The organism is Bacteroidales bacterium, assembly GCA_029210725.1.
Taxonomy (GTDB): Bacteria; Bacteroidota; Bacteroidia; order Bacteroidales.
In genome coordinates this window covers 14,622-36,641 of sequence record JARGFM010000001.1, presented here as the reverse complement: position 1 = coordinate 36,641, position 22,020 = coordinate 14,622, and the positions used below count along the sequence as shown (strand labels likewise).

Annotated in this window: 15 protein-coding genes and 1 tRNA gene; 7 read left to right on the top strand and 9 right to left on the bottom strand. The window is 50.5% G+C overall.

Annotation, left to right across the window (positions count from 1 at the left end):
• Window positions 1-4 precede the first annotated feature (4 nt).
• Complete coding sequence (locus P1P86_00150) at window positions 5-664, bottom strand: ATP-binding protein (GenBank protein ID MDF1573589.1); 660 nt, start codon at window positions 662-664, stop codon at window positions 5-7.
• A 34-nt stretch (window positions 665-698) separates the two neighbouring features.
• Here P1P86_00150 and P1P86_00145 point away from each other — a divergent pair, with 34 nt between their 5' ends.
• Both P1P86_00145 and P1P86_00140 read left to right on the top strand, forming a co-directional pair.
• Window positions 699-3,110, top strand: coding sequence for a hypothetical protein (locus P1P86_00145; GenBank protein ID MDF1573588.1), 2,412 nt, complete (start codon window positions 699-701; stop codon window positions 3,108-3,110).
• A gap of 46 nt (window positions 3,111-3,156) precedes the next feature.
• Complete coding sequence (locus tag P1P86_00140) at window positions 3,157-4,560, top strand: sulfatase (GenBank protein ID MDF1573587.1); 1,404 nt, start codon at window positions 3,157-3,159, stop codon at window positions 4,558-4,560.
• A gap of 35 nt (window positions 4,561-4,595) precedes the next feature.
• Here P1P86_00140 and P1P86_00135 read toward each other — a convergent pair whose 3' ends face one another.
• From P1P86_00135 to P1P86_00110, 6 genes are all read right to left on the bottom strand, one after another.
• Window positions 4,596-5,588 (bottom strand): glycosyltransferase, encoded by a 993-nt coding sequence (locus P1P86_00135; GenBank protein MDF1573586.1) that lies wholly within the window; start codon window positions 5,586-5,588, stop codon window positions 4,596-4,598.
• The gene (locus tag P1P86_00130) at window positions 5,567-6,271 is read right to left on the bottom strand and encodes a TrmH family RNA methyltransferase (GenBank protein MDF1573585.1); all 705 of its coding nucleotides are present in this window, start codon (window positions 6,269-6,271) and stop codon (window positions 5,567-5,569) included. The genes P1P86_00135 and P1P86_00130 overlap by 22 nt, the downstream gene beginning before the upstream one ends.
• 42 nt (window positions 6,272-6,313) lie before the next feature.
• A complete protein-coding gene (locus tag P1P86_00125; protein MDF1573584.1) occupies window positions 6,314-6,829 on the bottom strand; it encodes a hypothetical protein in 516 nt (171 codons plus the stop codon).
• Window positions 6,829-7,707 carry a DUF4412 domain-containing protein gene (locus P1P86_00120; GenBank protein MDF1573583.1) on the bottom strand — a complete coding sequence of 293 codons (879 nt, stop codon included), beginning with the start codon at window positions 7,705-7,707 and terminating at the stop codon, window positions 6,829-6,831. The genes P1P86_00125 and P1P86_00120 overlap by 1 nt, the downstream gene beginning before the upstream one ends.
• A gap of 108 nt (window positions 7,708-7,815) precedes the next feature.
• Window positions 7,816-12,072 (bottom strand): acyl-CoA dehydratase activase, encoded by a 4,257-nt coding sequence (locus P1P86_00115; GenBank protein MDF1573582.1) that lies wholly within the window; start codon window positions 12,070-12,072, stop codon window positions 7,816-7,818.
• 124 nt (window positions 12,073-12,196) lie between these two features.
• Window positions 12,197-12,757, bottom strand: coding sequence for a peroxiredoxin (locus tag P1P86_00110; protein MDF1573581.1), 561 nt, complete (start codon window positions 12,755-12,757; stop codon window positions 12,197-12,199).
• A gap of 152 nt (window positions 12,758-12,909) precedes the next feature.
• Between P1P86_00110 and P1P86_00105 the strand changes: the two genes are divergently transcribed.
• Together P1P86_00105 and P1P86_00100 are read left to right on the top strand one after the other, a co-directional pair.
• Window positions 12,910-13,848 carry a radical SAM protein gene (locus P1P86_00105; protein ID MDF1573580.1) on the top strand — a complete coding sequence of 313 codons (939 nt, stop codon included), beginning with the start codon at window positions 12,910-12,912 and terminating at the stop codon, window positions 13,846-13,848.
• Between the two features lie 109 nt (window positions 13,849-13,957).
• Complete coding sequence (locus tag P1P86_00100) at window positions 13,958-16,039, top strand: T9SS type A sorting domain-containing protein (GenBank protein MDF1573579.1); 2,082 nt, start codon at window positions 13,958-13,960, stop codon at window positions 16,037-16,039.
• A 259-nt stretch (window positions 16,040-16,298) separates the two neighbouring features.
• On the opposite strand, the gene P1P86_00095 is transcribed toward P1P86_00100, so the two are convergent.
• Both P1P86_00095 and P1P86_00090 read right to left on the bottom strand, forming a co-directional pair.
• Window positions 16,299-18,056: a tetratricopeptide repeat protein gene (locus tag P1P86_00095; GenBank protein MDF1573578.1), complete on the bottom strand. Its 1,758-nt coding sequence runs from the start codon at window positions 18,054-18,056 to the stop codon at window positions 16,299-16,301.
• Between the two features lie 345 nt (window positions 18,057-18,401).
• A tRNA-Ala gene (locus P1P86_00090) sits at window positions 18,402-18,475 on the bottom strand.
• A gap of 134 nt (window positions 18,476-18,609) precedes the next feature.
• Here P1P86_00090 and P1P86_00085 point away from each other — a divergent pair.
• The 3 genes from P1P86_00085 to hflX all read left to right on the top strand — a co-directional run bounded on the left by P1P86_00085 (window position 18,610) and on the right by hflX (window position 22,020).
• A complete protein-coding gene (locus P1P86_00085) occupies window positions 18,610-19,320 on the top strand; it encodes an energy transducer TonB (GenBank protein ID MDF1573577.1) in 711 nt (236 codons plus the stop codon).
• 123 nt (window positions 19,321-19,443) lie between these two features.
• Window positions 19,444-20,616 carry a hypothetical protein gene (locus P1P86_00080; GenBank protein ID MDF1573576.1) on the top strand — a complete coding sequence of 391 codons (1,173 nt, stop codon included), beginning with the start codon at window positions 19,444-19,446 and terminating at the stop codon, window positions 20,614-20,616.
• Window positions 20,617-20,829: 213 nt separating this feature from the next.
• A complete protein-coding gene (gene hflX, locus P1P86_00075) occupies window positions 20,830-22,020 on the top strand; it encodes a GTPase HflX (GenBank protein MDF1573575.1) in 1,191 nt (396 codons plus the stop codon).

Genomic DNA, 22,020 nt, shown 5'->3' with positions numbered 1-22,020 from the left:
CCGGCTAAAGGGATTCGCCCGGTCTTTCCTTCAGAAGGAAGCGGTTCGTTCCTTCCCGCAACTGCATTTCAACCACATCAAAAAGAACCAGTTTGGTCAGCAGGGAAACCAGCTCTTTTCTCGGAAAGCCGGTATCTTTCTGAATCTTTCCCAGGCCGGATCCCGGGATGTTTTCCAGGTATTTCAGTAGAAACTCTTCTTTCTGAGTGAATTCCAGGAGTTTGCCCCGCTTTTTATGCTCCTCCTTCCAGACTTCCAGCCTGACCACATCTGCCAGGATGTTTTCATCCTTAACCCGGATATAGGCCATCCACCGGTTATTATGGTCTCGGGCATAGACGGGTTTGCGGCTTACCGGGGGGATGTAGATTTTCAGGACATTTTTTCCCTCTATCAGGTAATTCCGGGATTCGAAAAGCACTTCCGGCCTGCAGTACAGGGTGGCGGCCGACTCTGCCATGTAATACTCTTCATCGGATTGTATCCCGCGGATCCGGCCGTTATCCTTGACACCGATCAGTAAGCTTCCCCCGTCCGTGTTTGAAAAAGCAGAGAGGGTCCGGGCGATTTTCCGGGCATCGTTGATTTCGAACTTGAAATCGAGTTGCTGGTGCTCCCCTTCGGAAATCAGGGAGCGGAGGTATTTCTGATCAGCGCTTTCCATCTGCACTAAAATTAGTAACTTGAAATTAAAACCCATGATGAAATTTCGCACCTCCCTGAACAATCTGCTTGGGCGCATCCGCTTTCAGCTGGCAAAAGTCCGCAAATGGATACTGGAAGTCAGTGTCCTGGCTCCGGGGCACTGGAAGTGGGCCGCGTTCGCCATTCTGAGTATTATAGGTCTGTTTATGGCAGGAATGGCCGTTGATTTTATCGGAGAGCTGCATGTGGGGATATTCCTGGCTGCGCTTCTGTTTTATCCCGGACTGGCTTTGCTTTCCGGGCTGGGTGTGCGCCTGGGGATCAATCTGGTAAAACTCCTTCCTGAAAAACAGAGTTGGATCTTCTTCGGGGCCTTCTTTTTTGTGTTTTTTCTTTTCGGCTTCCCTGAAAAGACAAAACTGGTACTGGCACTGTTCCTGATTCTTTCGGGTTCTTTTCTTGGAGCAGGCTTTTACAATCTTTCCGGAGGCCGCTGGACGGCTTTAAGCAAAGTGAGAAAGGTGCTGACCCTGGTATTTCTGTCTGTGGGAGCGGCTCTTTTTATTTTTGGATGGAGCTTCCTGCTCTATCCCGGGAAGGCAAGCGGGGAGGTAAAAGCATGGGCCATGGAGGCCAGCCATCTTCCGGAAGTGATCCGGGGAGATGATCCTTCGCAGGCGGGACCCTTTGCAATCGATTCTCTTTTTTATGGTTGGGGAAAGGATAAGCCCCGCAAAGAATACGGGTCCCTGGCCCGCCTGAAAACTCGGCCGGTGGATGGGCACCATTTTCTGGATGGCTGGGAAAAACTTTCGGGTAAACTGAGAACGCTTTACTGGAAAATGGGGCCCGATTCGCTGGCACTGAACGGAAGGGTCTGGTACCCGGAAGGCGAGGGGCCCTTCCCCCTGGTGCTGATGGTTCACGGAAATCACCTGGACCGCGATTTTTCGGATCCCGGATATGCATACCTGGGCAGGCATTTTGCCAGCCATGGAATCATTGCAGTCTCGGTGGATGAAAATTTCCTGAACGGAGCCTGGTCCGATTTCAGCAAGGGTCTGAAAACAGAGAACGACTGCCGGGGATGGCTCCTGTTAAAACACCTCGAACAGTGGAGGGAATGGAATGCGTGCGACACGGCGCTTTTTTACGGACAGGTGGATCTGGACCGGGTGGTGCTGATCGGCCACTCCAGGGGAGGGGAGGCGGCGAGCGTGGCTGCCTGTTTCAATGGCCTGCCCTTCTATCCGGACAATGCAAAAGAGTTGTTTGATTTCCATTTTGGTATCCGTGGAATTGCTGCCATTGCCCCGGTTGACGGACAGTATTCCCCGGCCGGAATACCTACCCCGGTTGAGAATTTGAACTATTTTACCATTCATGGTTCCATGGACGGGGATATGAGAAGTTTCGACGGACTGAGGCAGATGCGAAGGGTGCAGTTTAATGATTCGGCATACCACTTCGCTTCCGGGCTTTATTTGCACGGGGCCAATCACGGGCAGTTTAACCAGAGCTGGGGATTGTTTGATAATGGCTATCCCAACAAACTCCTGCTGAACAGGAAAGCCATTATTCCGGCAAAACAGCAGGAACAGGTGGCCCTGGTGTATCTCACCGCTTTTGTTCTGGAGAGCTTGCATCCCGGTAGCGGCTACCTGCCCCTGTTCAGGGATTACCGGGCGGGACGTGCCTGGCTGCCCGATCTGGTCCATCTGAACCAGTTTCATGAATCATCGGCCAGGATCCTTTGTGAGTTTGAAGAGGACCTGGATCTGAGCACCGGGACCAGCGGGGTGGATTCCATCCTGGCATCCGGACTGGCACTCTGGAAGGAGGGGAGAATCCCAAAAAAGTGGGGAGATTATCGGAACAATGCGGTTTTTCTGGGTTGGAACAATGAGGAGGATTCGATTCCCGGGAATTACCGGATCCTGCTTGACAGTTCGTTTACATCCGGACTGGAAGGAAGCCTGGCACTCACCTTTCTGGCGGCCGATGCGCAGATGGATCCGGGAAAGCGAATGGAGGACTCCGGAGTGGATTCCGAAAATCAGGATATGGAAGAAGCGGATATGGAAGACCAGGATTCTGAAGGTCCGGATTCCGGTCAGGATGCAGAAGAAACAGATTCCGGCCAGGATTCCGAAGAAGCGGATCCGGAACCCATTGATTTTTCGCTGCTGCTTACCGATACATCGGGCATTGAATATTCGGTGAGGCTCGGGGATTACCATAAGCTCCAGCCCGCCCTGAAGCCGGAAGTATTTAAATCCAGGCTTTTCTGGAAAGATCCCGAATCGGAAGTAATTCTTCAGTATATCTCCATACCGCTTGAGCAGTTTAAAAGCGCGGAAGGGGAAGTGCTTCCTCCCCAAAGCATCCGTTCCATTTGTTTTGTATTTGATGCAGAGGAGAAGGGGACGCTTTTGCTCGACCAGCTTGGTTTCACCGGAAACTAAATGGATGGCAGTACTTTTTCTGAAAAAACTTTATAAACGAAGACCCATGAAACATTTTACTTTTTTCTTATTGACCTTCCTGACTTTTTTCAGTGCCTGTACCCTTCCTGAGCCCGAAACCCTTTCCGGATCACTTCCCAATATAGTGGTGATCTATTGCGATGACCTAGGTTACGGCGACCTGGGCTGTTTCGGAAATGAAGTGATCCGGACCCCCCATATCGACCGTATGGCCGAAGAGGGGATGAAGTTTACCGAGTTCTATTCTGCCTCTCCCGTTTGCTCGCCCTCCCGGGCGGCTCTTCTGACCGGAAGGATCCCTCAGCGGATGGGGATCAACTCGGTATTTTTTCCTCGCTCCTTTACGGGGATGCCGCTGGAGGAGATCACCACGGCCGATTTGTTGAAATCGAAAGGCTATGCGACAGGCATCGTGGGGAAATGGCACCTGGGCCACCGGGAAAAGTTCCTTCCCCTGCAGAGGGGATTCGACGAATATTTCGGGATCCCCTACAGCAATGATATGCACAGCGCGGTCTATATGGAAGGGAACGAGGTGGCTGAATACCGTCCCGATCAGCACTTCACCACCAGGACCTATACGGAGAAGGCCTGCGATTTTATTGAGCGCCATGCCGAGGCTCCCTTTTATCTCTACCTGGCCCATTCCATGCCGCATGTGCCCATCTATGCTTCGCCGGAGTTTGACGGCCGCTCGGGCCATGGCCTCTATACCGATGTGATCGAGGAGATCGACTGGAGTGTGGGGGAGGTGCTGAAAAAGCTGGAGGAGCAGGGAGTACTCCGGAACACCCTGGTGGTCTTTTCCAGCGACAATGGTCCCTGGCTGGCCATGCGGGAGCATGGGGGCAGCGCTGGTAATCTGAGGGAAGGCAAGCAATATACCTTTGAAGGGGGACAGCGGGTGCCTACGCTGGCCATGTGGCCGGAGGTGATTGAGGCGGGATCTGTGTACGAAGATATGGCCCTGATGATGGACTGGTTCCCCACCTTTGCCGGGATTGCGGCTACGGACTTGCCTTCGGACCGGGACTATGACGGCGAGAGTCTTCTGAAAGTGCTGGATGGATCGGGCAAACGGGTGGGCAGGGAGTTCCTGTACTACGACGGGGCCGAGCTGCAGGGCTACCGGAACGGCGACTGGAAGCTGAAACTGCCCTATGAAGGATTTTCAGGGGGCAACTGGAAAAAGGCAGTGGCACCCCATGATACGTTGCTCTTTAATCTGAAGAGTGATCCGGGAGAAAAGAGGAACCTGTATCACGAACAGCCGGAGAAGGTGAAAGAGCTGGTAGCTCTGATGAATGCTTACCGGGATTCGAAAGGCACCTACGCTCCTTCCCTGGATATCGGGGCCACTTCCGATCAGTCGCATAATACCTATCTGGTGGAAAAGTACGGTCCCGACTTTAACCGGGTCGACTGGTAGCTTCCGGGCGGGCTGCAGGCTCTGTTTGGATCAGGCTAGCTATACCAGGGAAGAAACCGGGGCGGATCCGGGTCAAGCAGCCGGGGAGGGACGAGATTGAGTGCTTCCCCGTTGAGTACTTTCTCATAGAGGGGCAGAAAATTACGGGCCATGTGGATCGAAGCAAAATTGTCGCAGACATACTCGTGGCAGCACTTTCGGTCGTAGGCATCCACATGCCTGAGGGCTTTCACCAGCTCGGATTCCTTAGAACTGAGGAATCCGAATTCAGGGGTCACCAGTTCGGGAAGGGCCCCATAGGGGGTCCCAAAGACCGGGCAGCCAAAATAGAGGCTCTCCACCACGGCCAGTCCCATGGGTTCGTTCCACCTTACGGGGAAGAGCAGGGCCTTGGAGCCGTTTATCAGGCGATTCTTCTTCTCTCCGCCCACCATGCCTTCAAAGCGGATACGGGGATCAAGCGTGATTCGCAGGCCCATCTTCAGGTTGACCCGGTACCCCCCCAGGACCCTCAGGGTGTGGCCCGATTTCCTGGCTATGCTCATACAGGCCTTGAGGTTTTTGACCCGCCAGGCGGCTTTACCGAGAAAGTGCAGATAGCTGCGGGGCTTGTCGAGTTCCGGTTTCCCATACTCCTCTAATCCCAGACCATTGTAGACAAAAACCTCACTTCCGAAGCGGGCGGCATGATCGCGGGAGATAAAGGTGGTGTTGATATCAAATTCCCGTTTATCGGTGGAGTTGCCATGAAGGGTGATCATATAGGGCTTCGGAAGAGGTTCCCACAAAGGGATATGCGAATGGACCAGGTCCACATCTTCGGGAATCTGACTGGCCAGGGGTTCGTCGGGATTGAAATAAACCACCCTGGCAAAGTCACAAACCGATCCCCGGGCCACCAGGAAAGTGATCCGGTGTCCCATGTTTATCAGCTCCTTTCCCAGGTACCAGATGTCCCTGCTGGTGCCTCCGTATTTGGGAGTGGGAATTTTACCGGGGTATACGATCAGGATGTGCCGGGGTCCCATGTTGAGTTGTTTTGGATGCGTGAAAGGACCGAAAGAAACAGGGGAATATCCCTGGCCCCCACGGTGGCCATTCGTTCCATAATGCGGTGGTAGAGCGGACTGCCTGCCGGGATTCCGGAGCTGCTGAGCAGCTGCTCAGTTTGTTTTTTCAGGGTGGCCCACCCTTCGCCCGATTTGAAAAGAGGGGCTCCCGGTTTATCCAGGGGATTCAGGGGAGATAATTCGTAGGCGGCGATCATGACCGACTGGGCCAGATTTAGGGAAGGGTAGGGACCTGCCATGGGAATACTCATGGCCATATCCGATTTCAGGATCAGGGAATTGGGAAGCCCGCTCTCTTCTGTTCCGAAAAGGATACCCACCTTTTTTAAAAATTCCGCCTTGTTTTCCAGAAAGGACAATATCTCCCTGCTGGAATGGTACTCATGTTTGGCCGTTCGCCCTTTGGCGGTGGTGCAGATCACCAGGTCGAGGTCTTCCACGGCCGCTTCGTAATCATCATAAACCTGAGCAGACTGGAGAATGTCGTGTGATCCATGGGCCAGCATCAGCGCTTCATCATTCAGGTGCTTGCAGGGCTCGATCAGACGGAGGTGGCTGAAACCCATGGTTTTGATGGCCCTGGCAGCAGATCCGATGTTCCCGGGAACAGCCGGTTTATATAGGATGAAATGAATCTCCAACAAACTGATGTTTATGCGGTGAATGGTATTTGGGTGGTGAATTTACAACTTTTCCATCTGTTTCATAAGGATGCTGGCCCTGGCTTTAAATCCGGCACTGTTGTTTTTGGCCTCATCCTCCAGGATGCTAAGAAATTCAACCTTCAGTTCGGGATAGATCCGTACATGATTATAAATGATCTGCATGGCATGGGCCTTTACGGCCACCGGGTATTTTTCGGAATGCAGGTAGCCGAAGCAGAGATCGATGAGCAGGCCCTGTTTTTCTTCCGGGATGTCGTGCCGGCTCAGCAATCTGAGCAGTGAACGGAGCGTTCCCAAAGATTCCAGGGTGGGGAGCGCCTCAACGATGGCAGGAATATGTTTGCGGGCCAGCTCCGGCCTCTTTTCATCGCTGCCGTCCAGAATCCAGCCCGCCCTCCAGGCCAGGGGATCTTTTTCATGAAGAGCCAGATCATACAGTTGGCTGAAATGGGATTCGGATTTAACTACCTCAGCAATCAGCAGATCCTTCCCCACTCCCGACGGGATCTCGGTCAGCAAGGACGGGAAATCCATTACTCCTCGTCAGATTTTTGCCTCATGGACATGATGGTGTAACCGCGTGTGTTTACGGAATGGGAGTGGTTCATGTCGATTTTGGTAACCTGCATCACGCTCCTTTCACCATCCTTTTCCGTCGCGTCATACTCCAGCACCATGCCATTGAGGTAATAGGCGTGGATAAACATGGTTCCAAAGGTCTGCTGGTTGTTCATCCACTCCTTGCGCATCTCTTTCCCCAGCTTCTCCGATACCCACATATGGTCGGTGGTCTCCTCGTCCTCAACCAGGTATTCGTCGCAGCTGTATCCCAGGATATTCTTTGTTTTGCCTGTTTTCACAGGCCTGTAGGCATCCAGATCCACCTCTTCCTCCTCGGCATATTCTTCGACCCGTTCGGCTACGGCCTCCGGATCGATGGTGGTGGCAAAGCCCGTCTTTTCCCCGTCGCTGTCACTCAGGATCAGCATGGCCCTGTTTTTTGTATCAAAAATGATGGTCGACTGATCGTTGTTATCCCTGAACACCATGGCATAATCGGCTTCCTTCTTATGCAGGTAGTTATCATACAACATCGTTTCATCCAGTTTGCCGTTTTTATTATAGTTGGTGATTTCCATTTGTATATAGGCATCGAAGGAGTAGGTGGTTTCATATTCAACATTATCGGACAGACCCAGGGCATCGAGGTAAACCTGGTTCATGGTGGTATTGGGCGATTTATCGGGTTCCCGTCCCTCTTCTACTGCCTTAAGGCTGTCTCTTTTGGCCTGGGCTTCCAGGTTATCATTCAGAATTTTATCCCTGACCAGCGACCGCAAACTCTGGGAGTGTATCTCCTGGAAAGAGAAGATCATGGCTGTCAGGGACAGGAAAAGGAAAAGGCGTTTCATAGGAGTTAGTTTTATTAAATCAGCAGATGCAATTTAATCTAATTTATCTGAACAACAATTAAGGCTTCATGAAGTTCAAAATTCCATTGATCCAGGGCAAAAGAGCTATTATTTGTGCGTGCCATTCAGGACCCACTGCTTTGTTTCGGGCAAGGTCAGTCCCTTTTCTTCCGCGAACTGGGAGGCCTGATGCATAAAGGCCTGGAGCCGCAGTTCGATGGAGGAATCCTCCTGTCCGTCGTAGGCGATGTTCACGTAAGGAATGTTTCCCTTGTCCTTGCGAAGCTGGTCCGAAACGGAGGCTACCAGGGTGCCGGGCATGCAGGTGAAGGGCAATATGTTGGCAATTCCCGAGATCCCTTTATCCGCCAGGAGAGCCGAGGTGCCCAGGTTCAGGGCCGGGTCGCCGTCGTAATGACGGTGCACATAGGGGCCACAGGCATTCAGCATATCTTTTACCGCTACCTCCTTATCTTCGTCGAAAAGTCCGTGGAAGGGTCTGGCAATTTTTCCGGCAATCCGCTCCTGGAAGTACTCCTGGAGTTTGGATTTGATGACTCCTTTAAAATCGCCCTTCCACTTGCTGTCACGGGTGTAGCGAATGGTGGAATAGGAGAGCCATTCTGCAAAGGGAGCGATCCAGGTTTCGGCACCAAATTTTTCCAGTCTTCTCACCAGGTGGGCACTGCAGAAATCGTTGTCGCGCATAAAGATCTCCCCCACAACAGCAATCACCGGTTTGCGTTTCCCGTTGGAAAGGGGGATCTGAGTGAAAGAATAGGCGATGCTGGCCAGGGTATCGGTCAGATCTTTGGCATGATTCTCCAGGCAGTTACACAGGACCGCCAGCGCCTGCTGGTAGACCTGCTCCGTATTGCCGGGAACCAGTTCATAGGGTTTGCGCTCCTGTTTTAGTTTCCGGATGATATCGAAGGCTACAAAACCTTTCCAGCAATTCAGCCGGAATTCGGAACCATGACCCCCGGAGATGGATTCGTAAGAATCATCGTTGCTGGGAGCGATAATTTCGGTTTGGTCATATCCCAGGCGGTCGAACAGGACCCGCTGGAAGCGGTTATACTGGCCAAAACGGCAGGGACCGTTATGATCGGGCATGAAAAAGCTGACTCTGGCAGGATCGGTGTCCGGTTCTCCCAGCTTCTTTAAGAAACTTCCGGTAGTGCAGATCATGGGGAAGCATTCCCTTGCGGAAGTGTGTTTGCGGGCCAGATCCAGATCTTCCTGGTTTTGCATGGGAAGTGATTCTGCCTTGATCCCGAAACTGCGGCATACGGCTGCTATGGTATAGGATGCATCACTCAGGTAGGGGAAATAGAGGGTCCGGCCTTCCAGGGGGGAGGAGGACATTTTTCCGGGCATATAGACTTTTTTCTTCCGTTCCTCTCCCAGTCTGGTCCCTTTCAGGCTATCCAGGAAGGCCTCATACCGGGTAATCATTCCCGCATCGGCCCCATGTTCATCTATTTCGATTTCCATATAGGGTTTTCCGGCCATTTCTTCATGAACAAAGTGTGCCAGGAAGGAGTCGGGACCGCAGCGGAAGTTACCCATGTAGATGCCATGAATCCGGTCGTCCCGGGCGATGATCCGGGCAGCAGCCAGGATCCTCTGGCCATTGGGCCAGTACATCTTGTTGTAGTCCCTGGTGATGTGCTCATCGGCCAGGGGCAGGTAGTCCATGGGGATGGGGAGCACATCCAGATTGATCAGTTTCTCCACCATGCTCAGGTTGAGGGCCGGATCGCCGGTATTGTAGGGACGGCCGATAATGACCAGGCACTCCTTATCCCCGGGGAGTGAGGCCATGACCTCACGGCCCCTGGCTTTGACGCGTTCTTCAAAAAGGTCCTGTTTCTCATCAGCCTTTTGCATGGCTGCGACGATCTGCTTCCGGCTTAGTCCGAACTTCTTTCCGAAATAGTCATACAACTCTTTCTCCACCACCTTGCCGTAATAACGGAAATTGAGCGTGGGACTCAGCAGCCTGTCTCTCTGCTCTTCCGGGATAGAAGCCTTTACCATAAAGGGGACGGTTTGCACCCAGGGGCAGTTGCAATTGGAGGTCGGATTATCCTTTTCCGCTTTGGTGTTGATGATGAAAGGGGTGAAGATATAATCCACCTGATCTTCGAGCATTTCGTATATATGGCCATGCATGACCTCCACCGGGAAGCAGGTTTCGGCCACTATCTTATTCAATGCTTTTTTAACAGTCTGATTGTCGGTTTCGTCCGAAACAATCACATTAAATCCCAGTTCCTTAAAGAAGGTGCTCCAGTAAGGAAACTGCTGGTAGAATACCATTAGTCCGCGTAGTATCCCGATGGTGGGTTTCTTCGGATCGTTCCCGGGCTGGAATCCGTCGGTGAGCATTCCAATACGTTCTTCAAAATAGTTTGGGATGTCCTGACCCTTGCCTTTTCGTTCATCCATTTCCCACTTCTCGCATCTCCCTCCATAAAACAGGGGTTTATTTTCGCCCTCAATACGGACTCTGCGGATCTCGCACTGGTTGGAGCAGGCTTTGCAGGTAAACTTATCTACCGTATAAGGGATCTTACTGATATCAAAGCCCTTGAATCTTGTCTGTAGCTGGTTCTGTTTGATGTGGTCCCGAGCCAGCATGGCGGCTCCAATGGCTCCCGTTACATCGAAATGGGGCGGGATATGGATCTTCTTCCCCGTTACCTTTTCGAATGCGGCCACCACGGCCCGGTTGTTGGTTACTCCACCCTGGAAGAGGATATGATTGCCCACCCGCTTCTTGCGAACCACTTTCTGAATGTAGTTATGGACAATGGAGTAGGCCAGTCCGCCCACCAGGTTCTCCTTCTCCACCCCCCTTTGCTGGAAGGCATTTAAATCGGACTCCATAAACACGGTACAACGATCACCCAGTCCGGCCGGTTTATCTGCCCCCAGAGCCATCTCTCCGAATTCCTCAATAATATGGATGTCCAGCTTCTCAGCCTGTTCCTCCAGGAAAGATCCTGTTCCGGCGGCACATACCTTGTTCATTTCAAAATCGACCACCACCCCCTTATCGATGCTGATGTATTTGGAATCCTGTCCACCGATCTCAAAGATGGTGTCCACTTCCGGATCAAAGGCGATGGCGGCTGTGGCCTGGGCCGTAATCTCATTGCGGATCAGGTCGGCTCCAATAAAATCGCCGGTGAGGTAGCGGCCCGAACCGGTCGTTCCGGCCCCCCTTACCACCACGCGTTCCCCGATCTCCTCATAAATTTCGTACATACCCCGGCGGATGGCCTCCAGGGGTTTGCTGGCCGTGGGCAGATACCTTCGGGCGATCACCCGGTTCTGATCATCGATCAGCACCACGTTGGTGCTCAGTGAACCAATGTCGAGCCCCAGGTAAACCTCATAGGGTTCACCGGATTCAGGGATCTGATATACATCTTTGCGAATATCCGATTCGGGAGGAGTCAGAGGCTCAAAAGCTTTGCCCCTCGATTTTTCACCATGGATATAGTGATCCAGATCAGTGCTTCCCTTGTAGGTGATCGCTCCGGATACGCCTGTCTCCATATGATGCAGCACGGCGCCCATGGCTCCCATGGAAGTGTTGTGTTCGGGGATCAGCAGCTCTCCATCCCTGGCACCCAGAAGTTCCCGGAAGGCCCGGACCATACCGATGTTGGAGGAGACCCCGCCCTGGAACATCACCGGAAAACGGATGGTTTTTCCTCTTCCCAGCGAAGAAATAAAATTTCTCGCTACGGCAAAACAGAGTCCGGCCACAATGTCGTGCACCGGGGTGGCAATTTGCTGGAGGTGAATCATATCACTCTTGGCAAACACGCTGCATCGCCCGGCAATTCTTGGCGGATCCTCCGATTGAAGCGAGAGTTCTCCGAATTCCTTTTCGATGGAAATCCCTATGCGTTTGGCCTGCTGGTCGAGAAAGGAGCCGGTCCCGGCGGCACACAGAGTATTCAGCTCAAAATCTGAAAGCCTGGAAGCGTTGTTTTCCACTTCGTCCATGAAGATCAGTTTGGAGTCTTCTCCGCCCATCTCGATGATGGTCCTGACCTCGGGATAGAGCCTGGAGACCGAGGTGGACTGGGCCACAATTTCGTTTACATAGGTGCCCCCCAGGAGCCCGGCTGCCAGTTTTCCACCGGTACCGGTACAGCTGATTTGTCCGAATTGTTCCCTGGAGTAGCTCTTTTCCAGATCATCCAGGATCTCTTTTAGTTTTTCAAAAGGTTTGCCATGGTTATAGTCATAGCGGTCTTGGATCATTTTACCGTTCTTATCCATAACAACGGTATTGATGGAGATAGAACCGATATCAAACCCGAACAGGAAGGTTGGCTTCATGGTCGCTTCATTTAGGTTCCGCAGTTTAGCCTTGAGTCAATAACAAAATATACAAAAATTCGCAAATCCCTCAGATTTTGGAATTGACTATCCTTGTTAAATAGAATGGTTCTAAATAAGTTGCTTACATGGAGGAGAGAAATTCCAGTACTTTGCCACTGTCTCCGGCTGCATCCACCTCTGTATCTTTGTAAATCAGCGTGCCACTCCTGTCCAGGATAAAGGTCCAGCGCTGAATCGTGGTACCCCTGGTCAGGTCCAGGGCGGCTCCTTTGATCTCCCGCTGTATGGTTCCTCCATCCCCGTGCGGCACACCAAAGATGCCTGCGATTTCGCCCGACTCATCAGCCAGCATGGGAAAGTTCAAAGCATGTTCCAGGGCGAATAGGCGGAGGGTCTCCGGGCTGTCGCCGGATACCCCTGCCACGCTGGCGCCCACGCTGGCCAATTCGCCCTTCTGATCCCGGTAACTGCAGGCCTGTGCAGTGCATCCTCCGGTAAAAGCAGCCGGGTAAAAATAAATCACCAGGTAATCGGATTTTTTCAAATTTGATTTCAGAGTCCATTTTTTGCCATCCTGGTCCAGGGTGGAGAAGTTGGAAACCTTTTCTCCAAGAGCTGCCTGGCCATTTGACAGGGCCAGAAAGCCTGTAAGGATCAGGGAAATTAACAGTAGTTTTTTCATAGTGCAGGGTGTTTATTGCAAAAACAATCCTGTGACGGAATTGTTTGCTCATTTATTAAGCGAAGTAAAGTGAATTCTATTTTGCAGAACAGAACTATCTGCGTTATTTTGTGCAGGCTAGCGATCCGGAACATTAAGAAATAAGAAAATAAATGTATAAGCACCTGTTTGGACCAGTGCCTTCGAGAAGGCTGGGAATGTCGCTGGGTATCGACCTGATTCCGCATAAAATCTGTTCCCTGAATTGTGTCTATTGTGAATGCGGAGCCACTACCACGCTTACTGATGAAAGAAAAGAGTATGTGCCGGTGGAAGAGGTTTACAGGGAATTGACCGATTTTTTTCTTCACAATCCCGATCCGGACTATCTCACTTTTTCAGGAGCCGGTGAGCCCACCCTTCATAAGCACATCGGGGAGGTGATTGCATTTGTAAGGGAACTTCGGCCCGGCATCCCTGTTTCTGTGCTGACTAACGGGACTCTCCTGGGAGATGCAGAAGTGAGGAAGGAACTGATGCAGGCCGATCTGGTTCTTCCTTCGCTGGATGCAGCCACGGATCTGGCTCTGAGAAGAATAAACCGCCCCCCCCGAAGTCTGCAGGCTGCTGATTATATAAACGGACTGGTGCAATTCAGCCAGGAGTTTAAAGGGGAGATCTGGCTGGAAATCCTGATTCTTCCGGGTTACAACGATGGCGAGCAGAACCTGGAAGCCTTAAAGGAGGCTATATTGAAAATTAAACCCCACCGGGTTCAGCTGAATACCCTGGACCGGCCCGGTACTGTGGTGGGATTGCTACCTGCGCCCATGGCCCAGTTGAAGGAAATCGCCGGTTTTTTTGGCATGGAACAGGTGGAGATCATAGCCCCGCCAGAAGAGCGAAGTCAGGTAAAATCGTACCGTACCGATGTGGAGAGCGTTATTCTGGAGACCATTGCCAGGCGCCCCTGCACGCTCAGCGACCTGGAGCAGATCCTCGGTCTTCATATTAACGAGATCAACAAGTACCTGGGAGTCCTGGAGGAAGCAGGCAAAGTGGAATCCCTCAAGCAGGAGCGGGGTACTTTTTACCAGCTCCGGGCTCAGTAATCCTCCTGTAAAGGAACGGATCCCGTCCATTTCCCGATAGAGGATCCTTTTTTCTCAAGCTCGAACTGATAAATGATTCTTCATCACATCCATCCATAAAAACTGGATGATGAAAAGAATTTTTACCACTCAATTAATTGGTGCAGTGCTGGCTGTTTCCCTGTCGGTACAGGCACAGGATAGCCTGTTTATCTCAGAGGTCCTGGATCCGGGAGATGATTATTCAGGACGGTTTATTGAACTTTACAACGCGGGGAGCGAGACGGTCGACTTCCAGACCACTCCTTGTTATTTATCGCGCCAGAGCAACGGAGGAACCAGCTGGGGCGACCTGCAGCTTACCGGGTCAGTTGCTTCAGGAAACACTTTTGTGATTGGCGGCTCGGGATTTGAAGCGCTGTATGGCTTTGCCCCTGATCAGGAATCCGGTATTCTGATCGGGAATGGGGATGATGCCTATGCGCTTTTCACGCAGGGCAATCATGAAACCGGGGTGCTCCTTGATATTCTGGGAGTTATTGACGTGGATGGCACCGGTGAAGCCTGGGAATATACCGATTCCAGGGCGGTCAGGATGGACGAGGTGCTTAAACCCAACGCCATCTGGACCGCCGGAGAGTGGGAAATCACTCTGGCCAATGTGGCAGACGGGGATCCGGGAACACACCTGGGCCCGGTGCCCCCGGACACTGTCCTTACCGGCGATTTTTCTATTTCACTGGTTGGGGATACCGTGACCAGGGGACATGCCGTGGAACTGGCGGTGGCCGTGAATGAACTGGCCCCGGAGGATCATATTATCGCCTATCAGTTCGATATCGGTTTTGATACCATGGCCCTTGAATTTGCGGGTTTTACCCTTGCCGGAACCCTTGCCGACGGAGGGACTGCTGTTGTGAATCAGGGCACTGCGGGAAGACTATCGGTGGGTTATATGAATACGACTGCCCTGAGCGGAGCTGGACCGGTCATGCTGATTCAGTTTATGTCCCTGCTTCCCGATACAACAGAGCTGTATATTTCCAATGCTTTTCTGAACACCACGCCGGTTACGGATCTGACCCACGCTGCGGTTATCATCGTAGAAACGGCTCCTCCGACCGCTGTGATTACCTACAGCGACTCGGTGAACAGGTATGCCGATACGCTCTTAATAACGGCCACTTTCAGTGAGCATATGGCAGCTGAACCCCCCGTCAGAATGAGCCTGAGTGGTGCCGTAACCATGGAAGAGGCAGAGATGACCCGGATCAGCGAGAGGGTCTATACCTATCTGTATGAGATTCCCAAAGCCAGCGGGGAGGTATTTGTCAGCCTGAGTAATGGCACCGACCTTTGGGGGAATGAACTGGTTTCAATGCCCACCGGAGGAGGCACATTCACCATTATCGGGCTTACTCCGGGGGATGTGAATGATGATGGTCTTATTCAGGCCTACGACGCGGCACTTACCCTGCAGTATTCGGTGGGAATGGATCCTCTTCCGGGCCTGGACCCCAGGCCCTGGGAACCCTGGAGAGACAGTACGGCAAACGTTGATGCCGCAGGTGGAATTACGGCCAATGATGCCGGCCTGATCCTGCAGCACTCAGCCGGCATCCTTTCGGATTTCCCCTCCGAGTCTGTGGTTCAGACCCCGGAAGCCCATGTGAGCATTGAGCTGGAGAATGAGCAGCTTGTATTTTATTCACATGGGAAACTGCTGGGATTGAACATAAACTCAAGCAATGAGAAGGGGATCCTGGGCAAACCGGAAGTTTTAGACGCGTCTTTCATGTCGGCCGTCAACATGGAGGACCATAACTTCAGAATTGGCCTCTGTACCGCTGTCCCCCCCTTGGAAGGCGAAGCTTTGCTGAAGATCCCTGTACTAAAAAGCGGATCGGTGACCTTTCATCTGATTGAGAACACCAGCGAAAGTGAATGGACCCTGCACCTGGCCACGGGTGTGGCGGAATCACCCTTCGAGGGCATTCAGGTTTATCCCAATCCGGTGGTTGATAAACTTGAAATTGCAGGATTAGCCACTTCTTCCCTTATCCGCATCCGTAATCTGCATGGGCAGATAATCCTGAGCACCCGTATGGAGGAGGCCGGGGAACTTGACCTGTCGGCACTCCCGGCAGGTCTGTACCTGATAAGCTTTGAGACAGGCGGGGAGGTGCTGAGCAGGAAGATTATAAAGCAATAAGAAACATGACCTGGAGATAAATAAGTCACGACTAACAATTTAGTTGTATAACTAAAATATTAGTTATATATTTGTAAAAGAAGTAATCTTTCGTTCTTTCACGTCATATTCAGAGTGTGCAGGAAATAAAGGAATAAAAATAAAAGGGCTGCAAACCTGCTGGTCTGCAACCCTTTGATCCTCTGAGTGGAGCATATCGGAATCGAACCGATGACCTCTTGACTGCCAGGATAAAGAGCATATTGCCTGAAGTATCTTCCTATTCGGGATAACTGATGCGATTTACAATTTCTTGAAATCGAGGATCCCCATACAAAGGCTCATAAAGGGCATACACTTTAAACCAGGGAGCAAAATCATGGCGCCTGTTTACAGCTTCATCTATCCAGTAGATGGCTGAATCATACTCACCCAATGAGGTGTATATCTCAGCAATGGCCCATGTATACCAGGTCCATCCCAATTCTTCCAATTCGGCAATAAGCCCAAGGGCTTTCCCGCTCTGACCTGCCAGTGCATAAGCTGTTCCCAGTCCATTCTCAAATCCAGGGCTAACGGCTAATCCCTTTTCATGGATTTCAATGGCTTCATCAGACCTTCCCAATTTAGCAATTGCCGTACCTTGAGCCCATACTGCAATGGGGTAGACCGGATTAAGCTTGAGGGCATTTTCTACTTCTTCCAGGCCTTTCTCGTATTGTCCGATCCAGACATAAGCAGCAGCAAGATTGGCTGAGTAAGTGACATCTACCGGATCAATTTCCTTAGATATTTGGAATTCAGCAACAGCTTTCTCCAAATTATCGGCTGCCAACCAGTACCACCCATAATGATAATGTGCCATGGCGATGTTTTGATTCAGGTCCAATGCGCGTCTCAAATATCGCTCAGCTTTTGCAAAGTCCCATTCTGTATATAGTGGCCCGCTGGCCAATACTACATAAGCCTCTGCCAGGGTGGAATCAATCGCAAGTGCTTTGTGGGCATATTCCACTGCCAGTTCAGCAGCGTTGGGCACTATTCCGGATACATGACCTGCAAGGCTGTACCCGTGAGCTAATCCAAGATAGGGTAAGGGATCTGAAGAATCAATGGCGATCGCCTCATCGTAAAACCTGATCCCCAGTTCAAATCCTTCAGGCGTAAGTTGATTCATATAGAATCTTCCTTTATAGATGGCTTCCAGGAGAGCCGGATTGTGCTTTCTGTCACTGGTGAGCTGTATTTTTTCGCTTGGAGTAAGCTTAATGTTCACCTCACTGGCAATTTGGCTGATAATCCGGTTATAGAGATTCATGATCTCGCTCTTCTCCTCTTTGAAATTACCCACCCAGAGCTGACGCTCCTCCGGAAAGGTACTGATAAGTTTGACCTGGAGGCATATGGTATCACCCAGACACATGACGGTGGATTCCAGGGCTGCATCCACATTCAATTCACTGGCAATGACTGGCAATGACTTATTACCTTCTTTGTAAGCATTGGCTGTGGTTTCGCCCAGAACTCTCAGCTTGCTCAACTGTCCAATGCCTCCAATTAGGGAAGAGTGCATTCCATCCACAAAGTATTCCAGTTGATCATCTCCAGTGAAATTGCTGAAAGGAAGTACAACCAGGGATCTGACAGAGGCTGCATGCGCCTGCTTGTTTATTCCCACAATATTGAGAACAATCAATCCGGCAATCACAACAAAGCTTACTATGGTGGCAATCTTCCAGGCGCTTGGAATCACAGTGGCTTCTGTCGGGACCTCTTCATTTAAAGGTTTGGTCCTTTCGACACCCTTTGAAGTCAAATCGAACAACCACGAGAGGATAATAGCTAAGGGGAATCCGACAGCCAGTATTATGACAACGATTGTAAGCAGATTGACCGGGAGGTTCAAAGGTTCTGACAGGTTATTGATTAACTCAATAATGATAAAAGCCGACGAGGCATATACAGTGATCACATGAATGACTCTCCGTCTCTTTAGTTCCAGCCAGAAACGTCTTAGATTAAATGATTTACCAGACATTAGGGTGAATGCTTTGGTAAGGGTAACTAAAAATAGGAGAATTTGAGCAGAAAGTCAATCAATTGCCTTGATCATGTTATGATTGGCGCCAATTGTCAAACAATAAACCAGAATCGGCCTGAAGTGGTCAAGAGAATTGTTTTTCCCACTACTCTCTATAAATAACTAACGATTTAGTTAATATAACTAACCAATTAGTTATATATTTGATGTGTACTGTTAAATCGTTCATTACATAGTGTACAGTGTGTGCATAATCGCCCTTTTGATCGGCTGTCTGGCAAAAATCTGGTAAAAAAGAAAGGGTTACAAATCTTGAAATCTGTAACCCTTTGATTCTCTGTGTGGAGCATATCGGAATCGAACCGATGACCTCTTGACTGCCAGTCAAACGCTCTAGCCAACTGAGCTAATGCCCCAATGCCTGGCAAAATTATTAAAAAAATCGCAAGTACAAAATGGCAGATTGGCAGAATTTTTGATGTATCTCTGATATATATTAAATGTTTGATCAAATTCTTTTTGAATTATCATAAGTAAATCACTATTTTTATTGCCCAAATTCACAAGTGACATGGAACTTAAGAAATCGAAAACGGCTGATCTCGAAAAAAGGAAAGGGATGTTCATCCAGATCGGACTGGTTGTAACTCTTGCCATTGTGCTGGTAGCCTTTGAGTGGACAAAAGGCGAGGACAAGGACATTGACGAGAATGTGGTCTCTGAAATTGAGTTCGAGGACGAGATGATGCAGATTACACGAAGAGAGGAGCCAAAACCGGAACCAAAGCCCGAGCAGCCCAAGGTTGCTGAGGTGCTTGACATTGTAGATGACGATGTGGAAATCGAAGATGAATTCGATTTCGATATGGAAGCTACTGAGAACACCGAATACGACTTCACCAGCATGATCGGGGATGATAGTGAAGATATTGAAGAAGAGGAGGTATTCTATATTGTGGAGGATATGCCGACTTTCAATGGCGGCGAACCTGCTACAGAGTTCAGAAAGTATATTGCCCAGAACCTCCAGTATCCCGAGATTGCTGCTGAGAACGGGGTAAGCGGACGTGTTATTGTTCAGTTTGCAGTAGACAGAACCGGAAAGGTTGTGGACGCAGTTGTTGTGCGCAGCGTGGATTCAGCCCTGGACAAGGAGGCCATCAGGGTGGTTATGTCTTCACCCAGGTGGACCCCTGGAAAACAGCGTGGGAAAGCAGTTAAGGTTCTCTTTACTTTTCCCATTAACTTTGTACTTCAGTAAAGGCTCCTGAAATACCTTATTATTGAAAGCCGGCTTTAAGCCGGCTTTTTTGATGGAAAAATCCCGGGAACCTTTTTGTTTAAGCCTCGTATACGGAAACTGCATACTAAATCTTGAATGACCATGCGTAAAATTTTTACTTTATTTATGGCAGTTTTACTGCTATCAGGATGTGGATCCACTACCAAGAAGCTTCAACAGGGGAACTACGATGCGGTCATTGATAAGAGTGTTAAAAAACTGATCAGAAAGCCAGATGCCGTCGATGCTGCGGAAATGGACAGGGCCTACCGCCTTGCCAATGAGCGGGACCTGGAAAGAATCAAGTTTCTGAAGGCGGAGAACAATCCCGATAACTATGATGAAATTTTCAGCCGCTACAACATGCTCAAGGAACGTCAAAGGCAGGTCCGTACAGTTACTCCGATGACTGTGGACGGGAAGACCTACCGCTATGAGTATGTGGACTACGATGCAGAGATGATCGCTTCCAAACGCAAGGCAGCCGACTATTTCTATAACAACGGGAAAGGATTGCTCGAAAATGCTCTTCAGAAGGAGGATTACCGCGAAGCTTATTATCAGTTGGTCAAAGCATCTGAGTACAGTGGCGGACAGTTTGAGAATATCGATGCACTGATCTACGATGCCCGTATGAAAGGGATCAGCAAAGTAATCGTTGAGGTTAATAACCAGTCCCCGCTTCAGCTGCCCCCTTTGGTAGAAGAGGATCTGATCTCCTTTGATACCAGGGGCCTTGGCAATGAATGGGTGGAATACCATTTCAAACATGTGGATGAAAGTGCGGTCTACGATTATGCGGTTTTTGTAAAACTGCTCTCTATCATGGTATCGCCGGATGATGTAAAGGATACAGACCAGATATTCACAAAAAAAATATCCGATGGCTTTGATTATGTCCTGGATGCCCAGGGAAACGTGATGAAAGATACGGCAGGGAATGATATAAAGCTTCAGAAATTCAAGGAGATAACCTGTACCTTGATCGAAACACGGCAATTTAAGAGTGTGGAGATCAGAGGAGAGGTGGAAATCCTTTCACTCGATCCGGAGAGGCTGATCCAGAAGGAGCCTTTTGGTGCAGCCAACCAGTTCGAGCACTTCTCAGCCAGGTCCATCGGGGATGAGGGTGCTCTTACCGAGGAAGCCCTGATAATGACCCGGCAGGAGAAGCTCCCCTTCCCAACAGATGTGGATATGGTGCTTATGTGTACAGAGACCATTAAACCGGCCATTCGTAATGCCATTTATGCCAACCGGCAATATATCTACTAGAGCTTTGGAATACTCTGAATGCTGCTGAAGCCTCTGCCAGGCAGGTTGTTGAATCTCTCGTAGAGAATCAGTCATTGAGTGTGGAATTTTTTCGGGAGCCCTCCCCTGCGGGGGGCTTTCTTTTTTGGCGGAGGACATTATTACGAGGATAGCCTGTATTTTATTATGCTTTCCAGCGTAGTATTTGCTATTTTTGTGCCCTTGTACATCATTATGGGAGACTATTGGGATCACAGGCCGCAACGGGAAACAGCCGTTCTGGTGGGAGTAATTACCCGGGACCAGACCGAGGAGATGGCCAGGGAATACCTGGAGGAGCTCGCTTTTCTTGCAGATACAGCCGGTGCGGACCGGCGAGCTGTTTTTACTCAGCGCCTCGAAGTTCCCCATCCAAAAACCTTTATCGGTTCGGGAAAGCTTCAGGAGGTGGAGGAGTATGTGAAGAAAGAAGAGATCGATATGGTCATCTTTGATGATGAACTGAGCCCTTCGCAACTTCGCAATATTGAGCGTGAACTCAACTGCAGGATTCTGGATCGCACCAACCTGATTCTCGATATTTTTGCCGGCCGGGCGCAGACGGCCCATGCCAAGACCCAGGTGGAACTTGCACAGTACCAGTATTTGCTGCCCAGGCTGACCCGCATGTGGACACACCTGGAGCGCCAGCGGGGGGGAATCGGATTAAGAGGACCTGGTGAGACAGAGATTGAGACAGACCGGCGGATTATCCGTGACCGGATCGCCAATTTGAAGGTACAGCTCACCAGGATTGATAAACAGATGATGGTTCAGCGCAAGAACCGGGGCAAAATGGTGCGGGTGGCCCTGGTGGGTTATACCAATGCCGGGAAGTCCACCCTGATGAATCTGCTAAGTAAATCGAAGGTCTTTGCCGAAGATAAGCTCTTTGCCACCCTCGATACCACGGTACGCAAGGTGGTGGTGGAGAACCTTCCTTTTCTTTTGTCCGATACCGTGGGTTTTATCAGGAAACTCCCCACCCACCTGGTGGAGTCTTTTAAATCGACCCTGGATGAGGTCAGGGAGGCCGATATCCTGTTACACGTGGTGGATATCTCCCATCCCAATTATGAGGAGCAGATTGAAGTGGTGGAAACTACGCTGAGGGAGTTGGGCGGAAGCGACATTCCTGTTTTGCTGGTCTTCAATAAGACCGATGCCTATTCCTATATCCGGAAGGAAAAGGATGACCTGACACTTGCCACAAAGGAAAATCTGAGCCTGGACGATCATATCAGGGACTGGACCCGGAAACATCCCGGCTCTCTCTTCATATCCGCTCTGAAGAAATCAAATATCGATGAGCTGAAAGATCAGTTATACCAAAAGGTAAAAGAGATCCATGTGCAGCGCTACCCTTACAACGACCTGTTGTACTAG

Coding starts and splice junctions, on each gene's coding strand:
- P1P86_00140 (MDF1573587.1), top strand. CDS start 3,157: ATGAAACATTTTACTTTTTTCTTATTGACCTTCCTGACTTTTTTCAGT.
- P1P86_00115 (MDF1573582.1), bottom strand. CDS start 12,072: ATGAAGCCAACCTTCCTGTTCGGGTTTGATATCGGTTCTATCTCCATC.
- P1P86_00110 (MDF1573581.1), bottom strand. CDS start 12,757: ATGAAAAAACTACTGTTAATTTCCCTGATCCTTACAGGCTTTCTGGCC.
- P1P86_00105 (MDF1573580.1), top strand. CDS start 12,910: ATGTATAAGCACCTGTTTGGACCAGTGCCTTCGAGAAGGCTGGGAATG.
- P1P86_00120 (MDF1573583.1), bottom strand. CDS start 7,707: ATGAAACGCCTTTTCCTTTTCCTGTCCCTGACAGCCATGATCTTCTCT.
- P1P86_00150 (MDF1573589.1), bottom strand. CDS start 664: ATGGAAAGCGCTGATCAGAAATACCTCCGCTCCCTGATTTCCGAAGGG.
- P1P86_00145 (MDF1573588.1), top strand. CDS start 699: ATGATGAAATTTCGCACCTCCCTGAACAATCTGCTTGGGCGCATCCGC.
- P1P86_00100 (MDF1573579.1), top strand. CDS start 13,958: ATGAAAAGAATTTTTACCACTCAATTAATTGGTGCAGTGCTGGCTGTT.
- hflX (MDF1573575.1), top strand. CDS start 20,830: ATGGGAGACTATTGGGATCACAGGCCGCAACGGGAAACAGCCGTTCTG.
- P1P86_00095 (MDF1573578.1), bottom strand. CDS start 18,056: ATGTCTGGTAAATCATTTAATCTAAGACGTTTCTGGCTGGAACTAAAG.
- P1P86_00135 (MDF1573586.1), bottom strand. CDS start 5,588: ATGGGACCCCGGCACATCCTGATCGTATACCCCGGTAAAATTCCCACT.
- P1P86_00080 (MDF1573576.1), top strand. CDS start 19,444: ATGCGTAAAATTTTTACTTTATTTATGGCAGTTTTACTGCTATCAGGA.
- P1P86_00125 (MDF1573584.1), bottom strand. CDS start 6,829: ATGGATTTCCCGTCCTTGCTGACCGAGATCCCGTCGGGAGTGGGGAAG.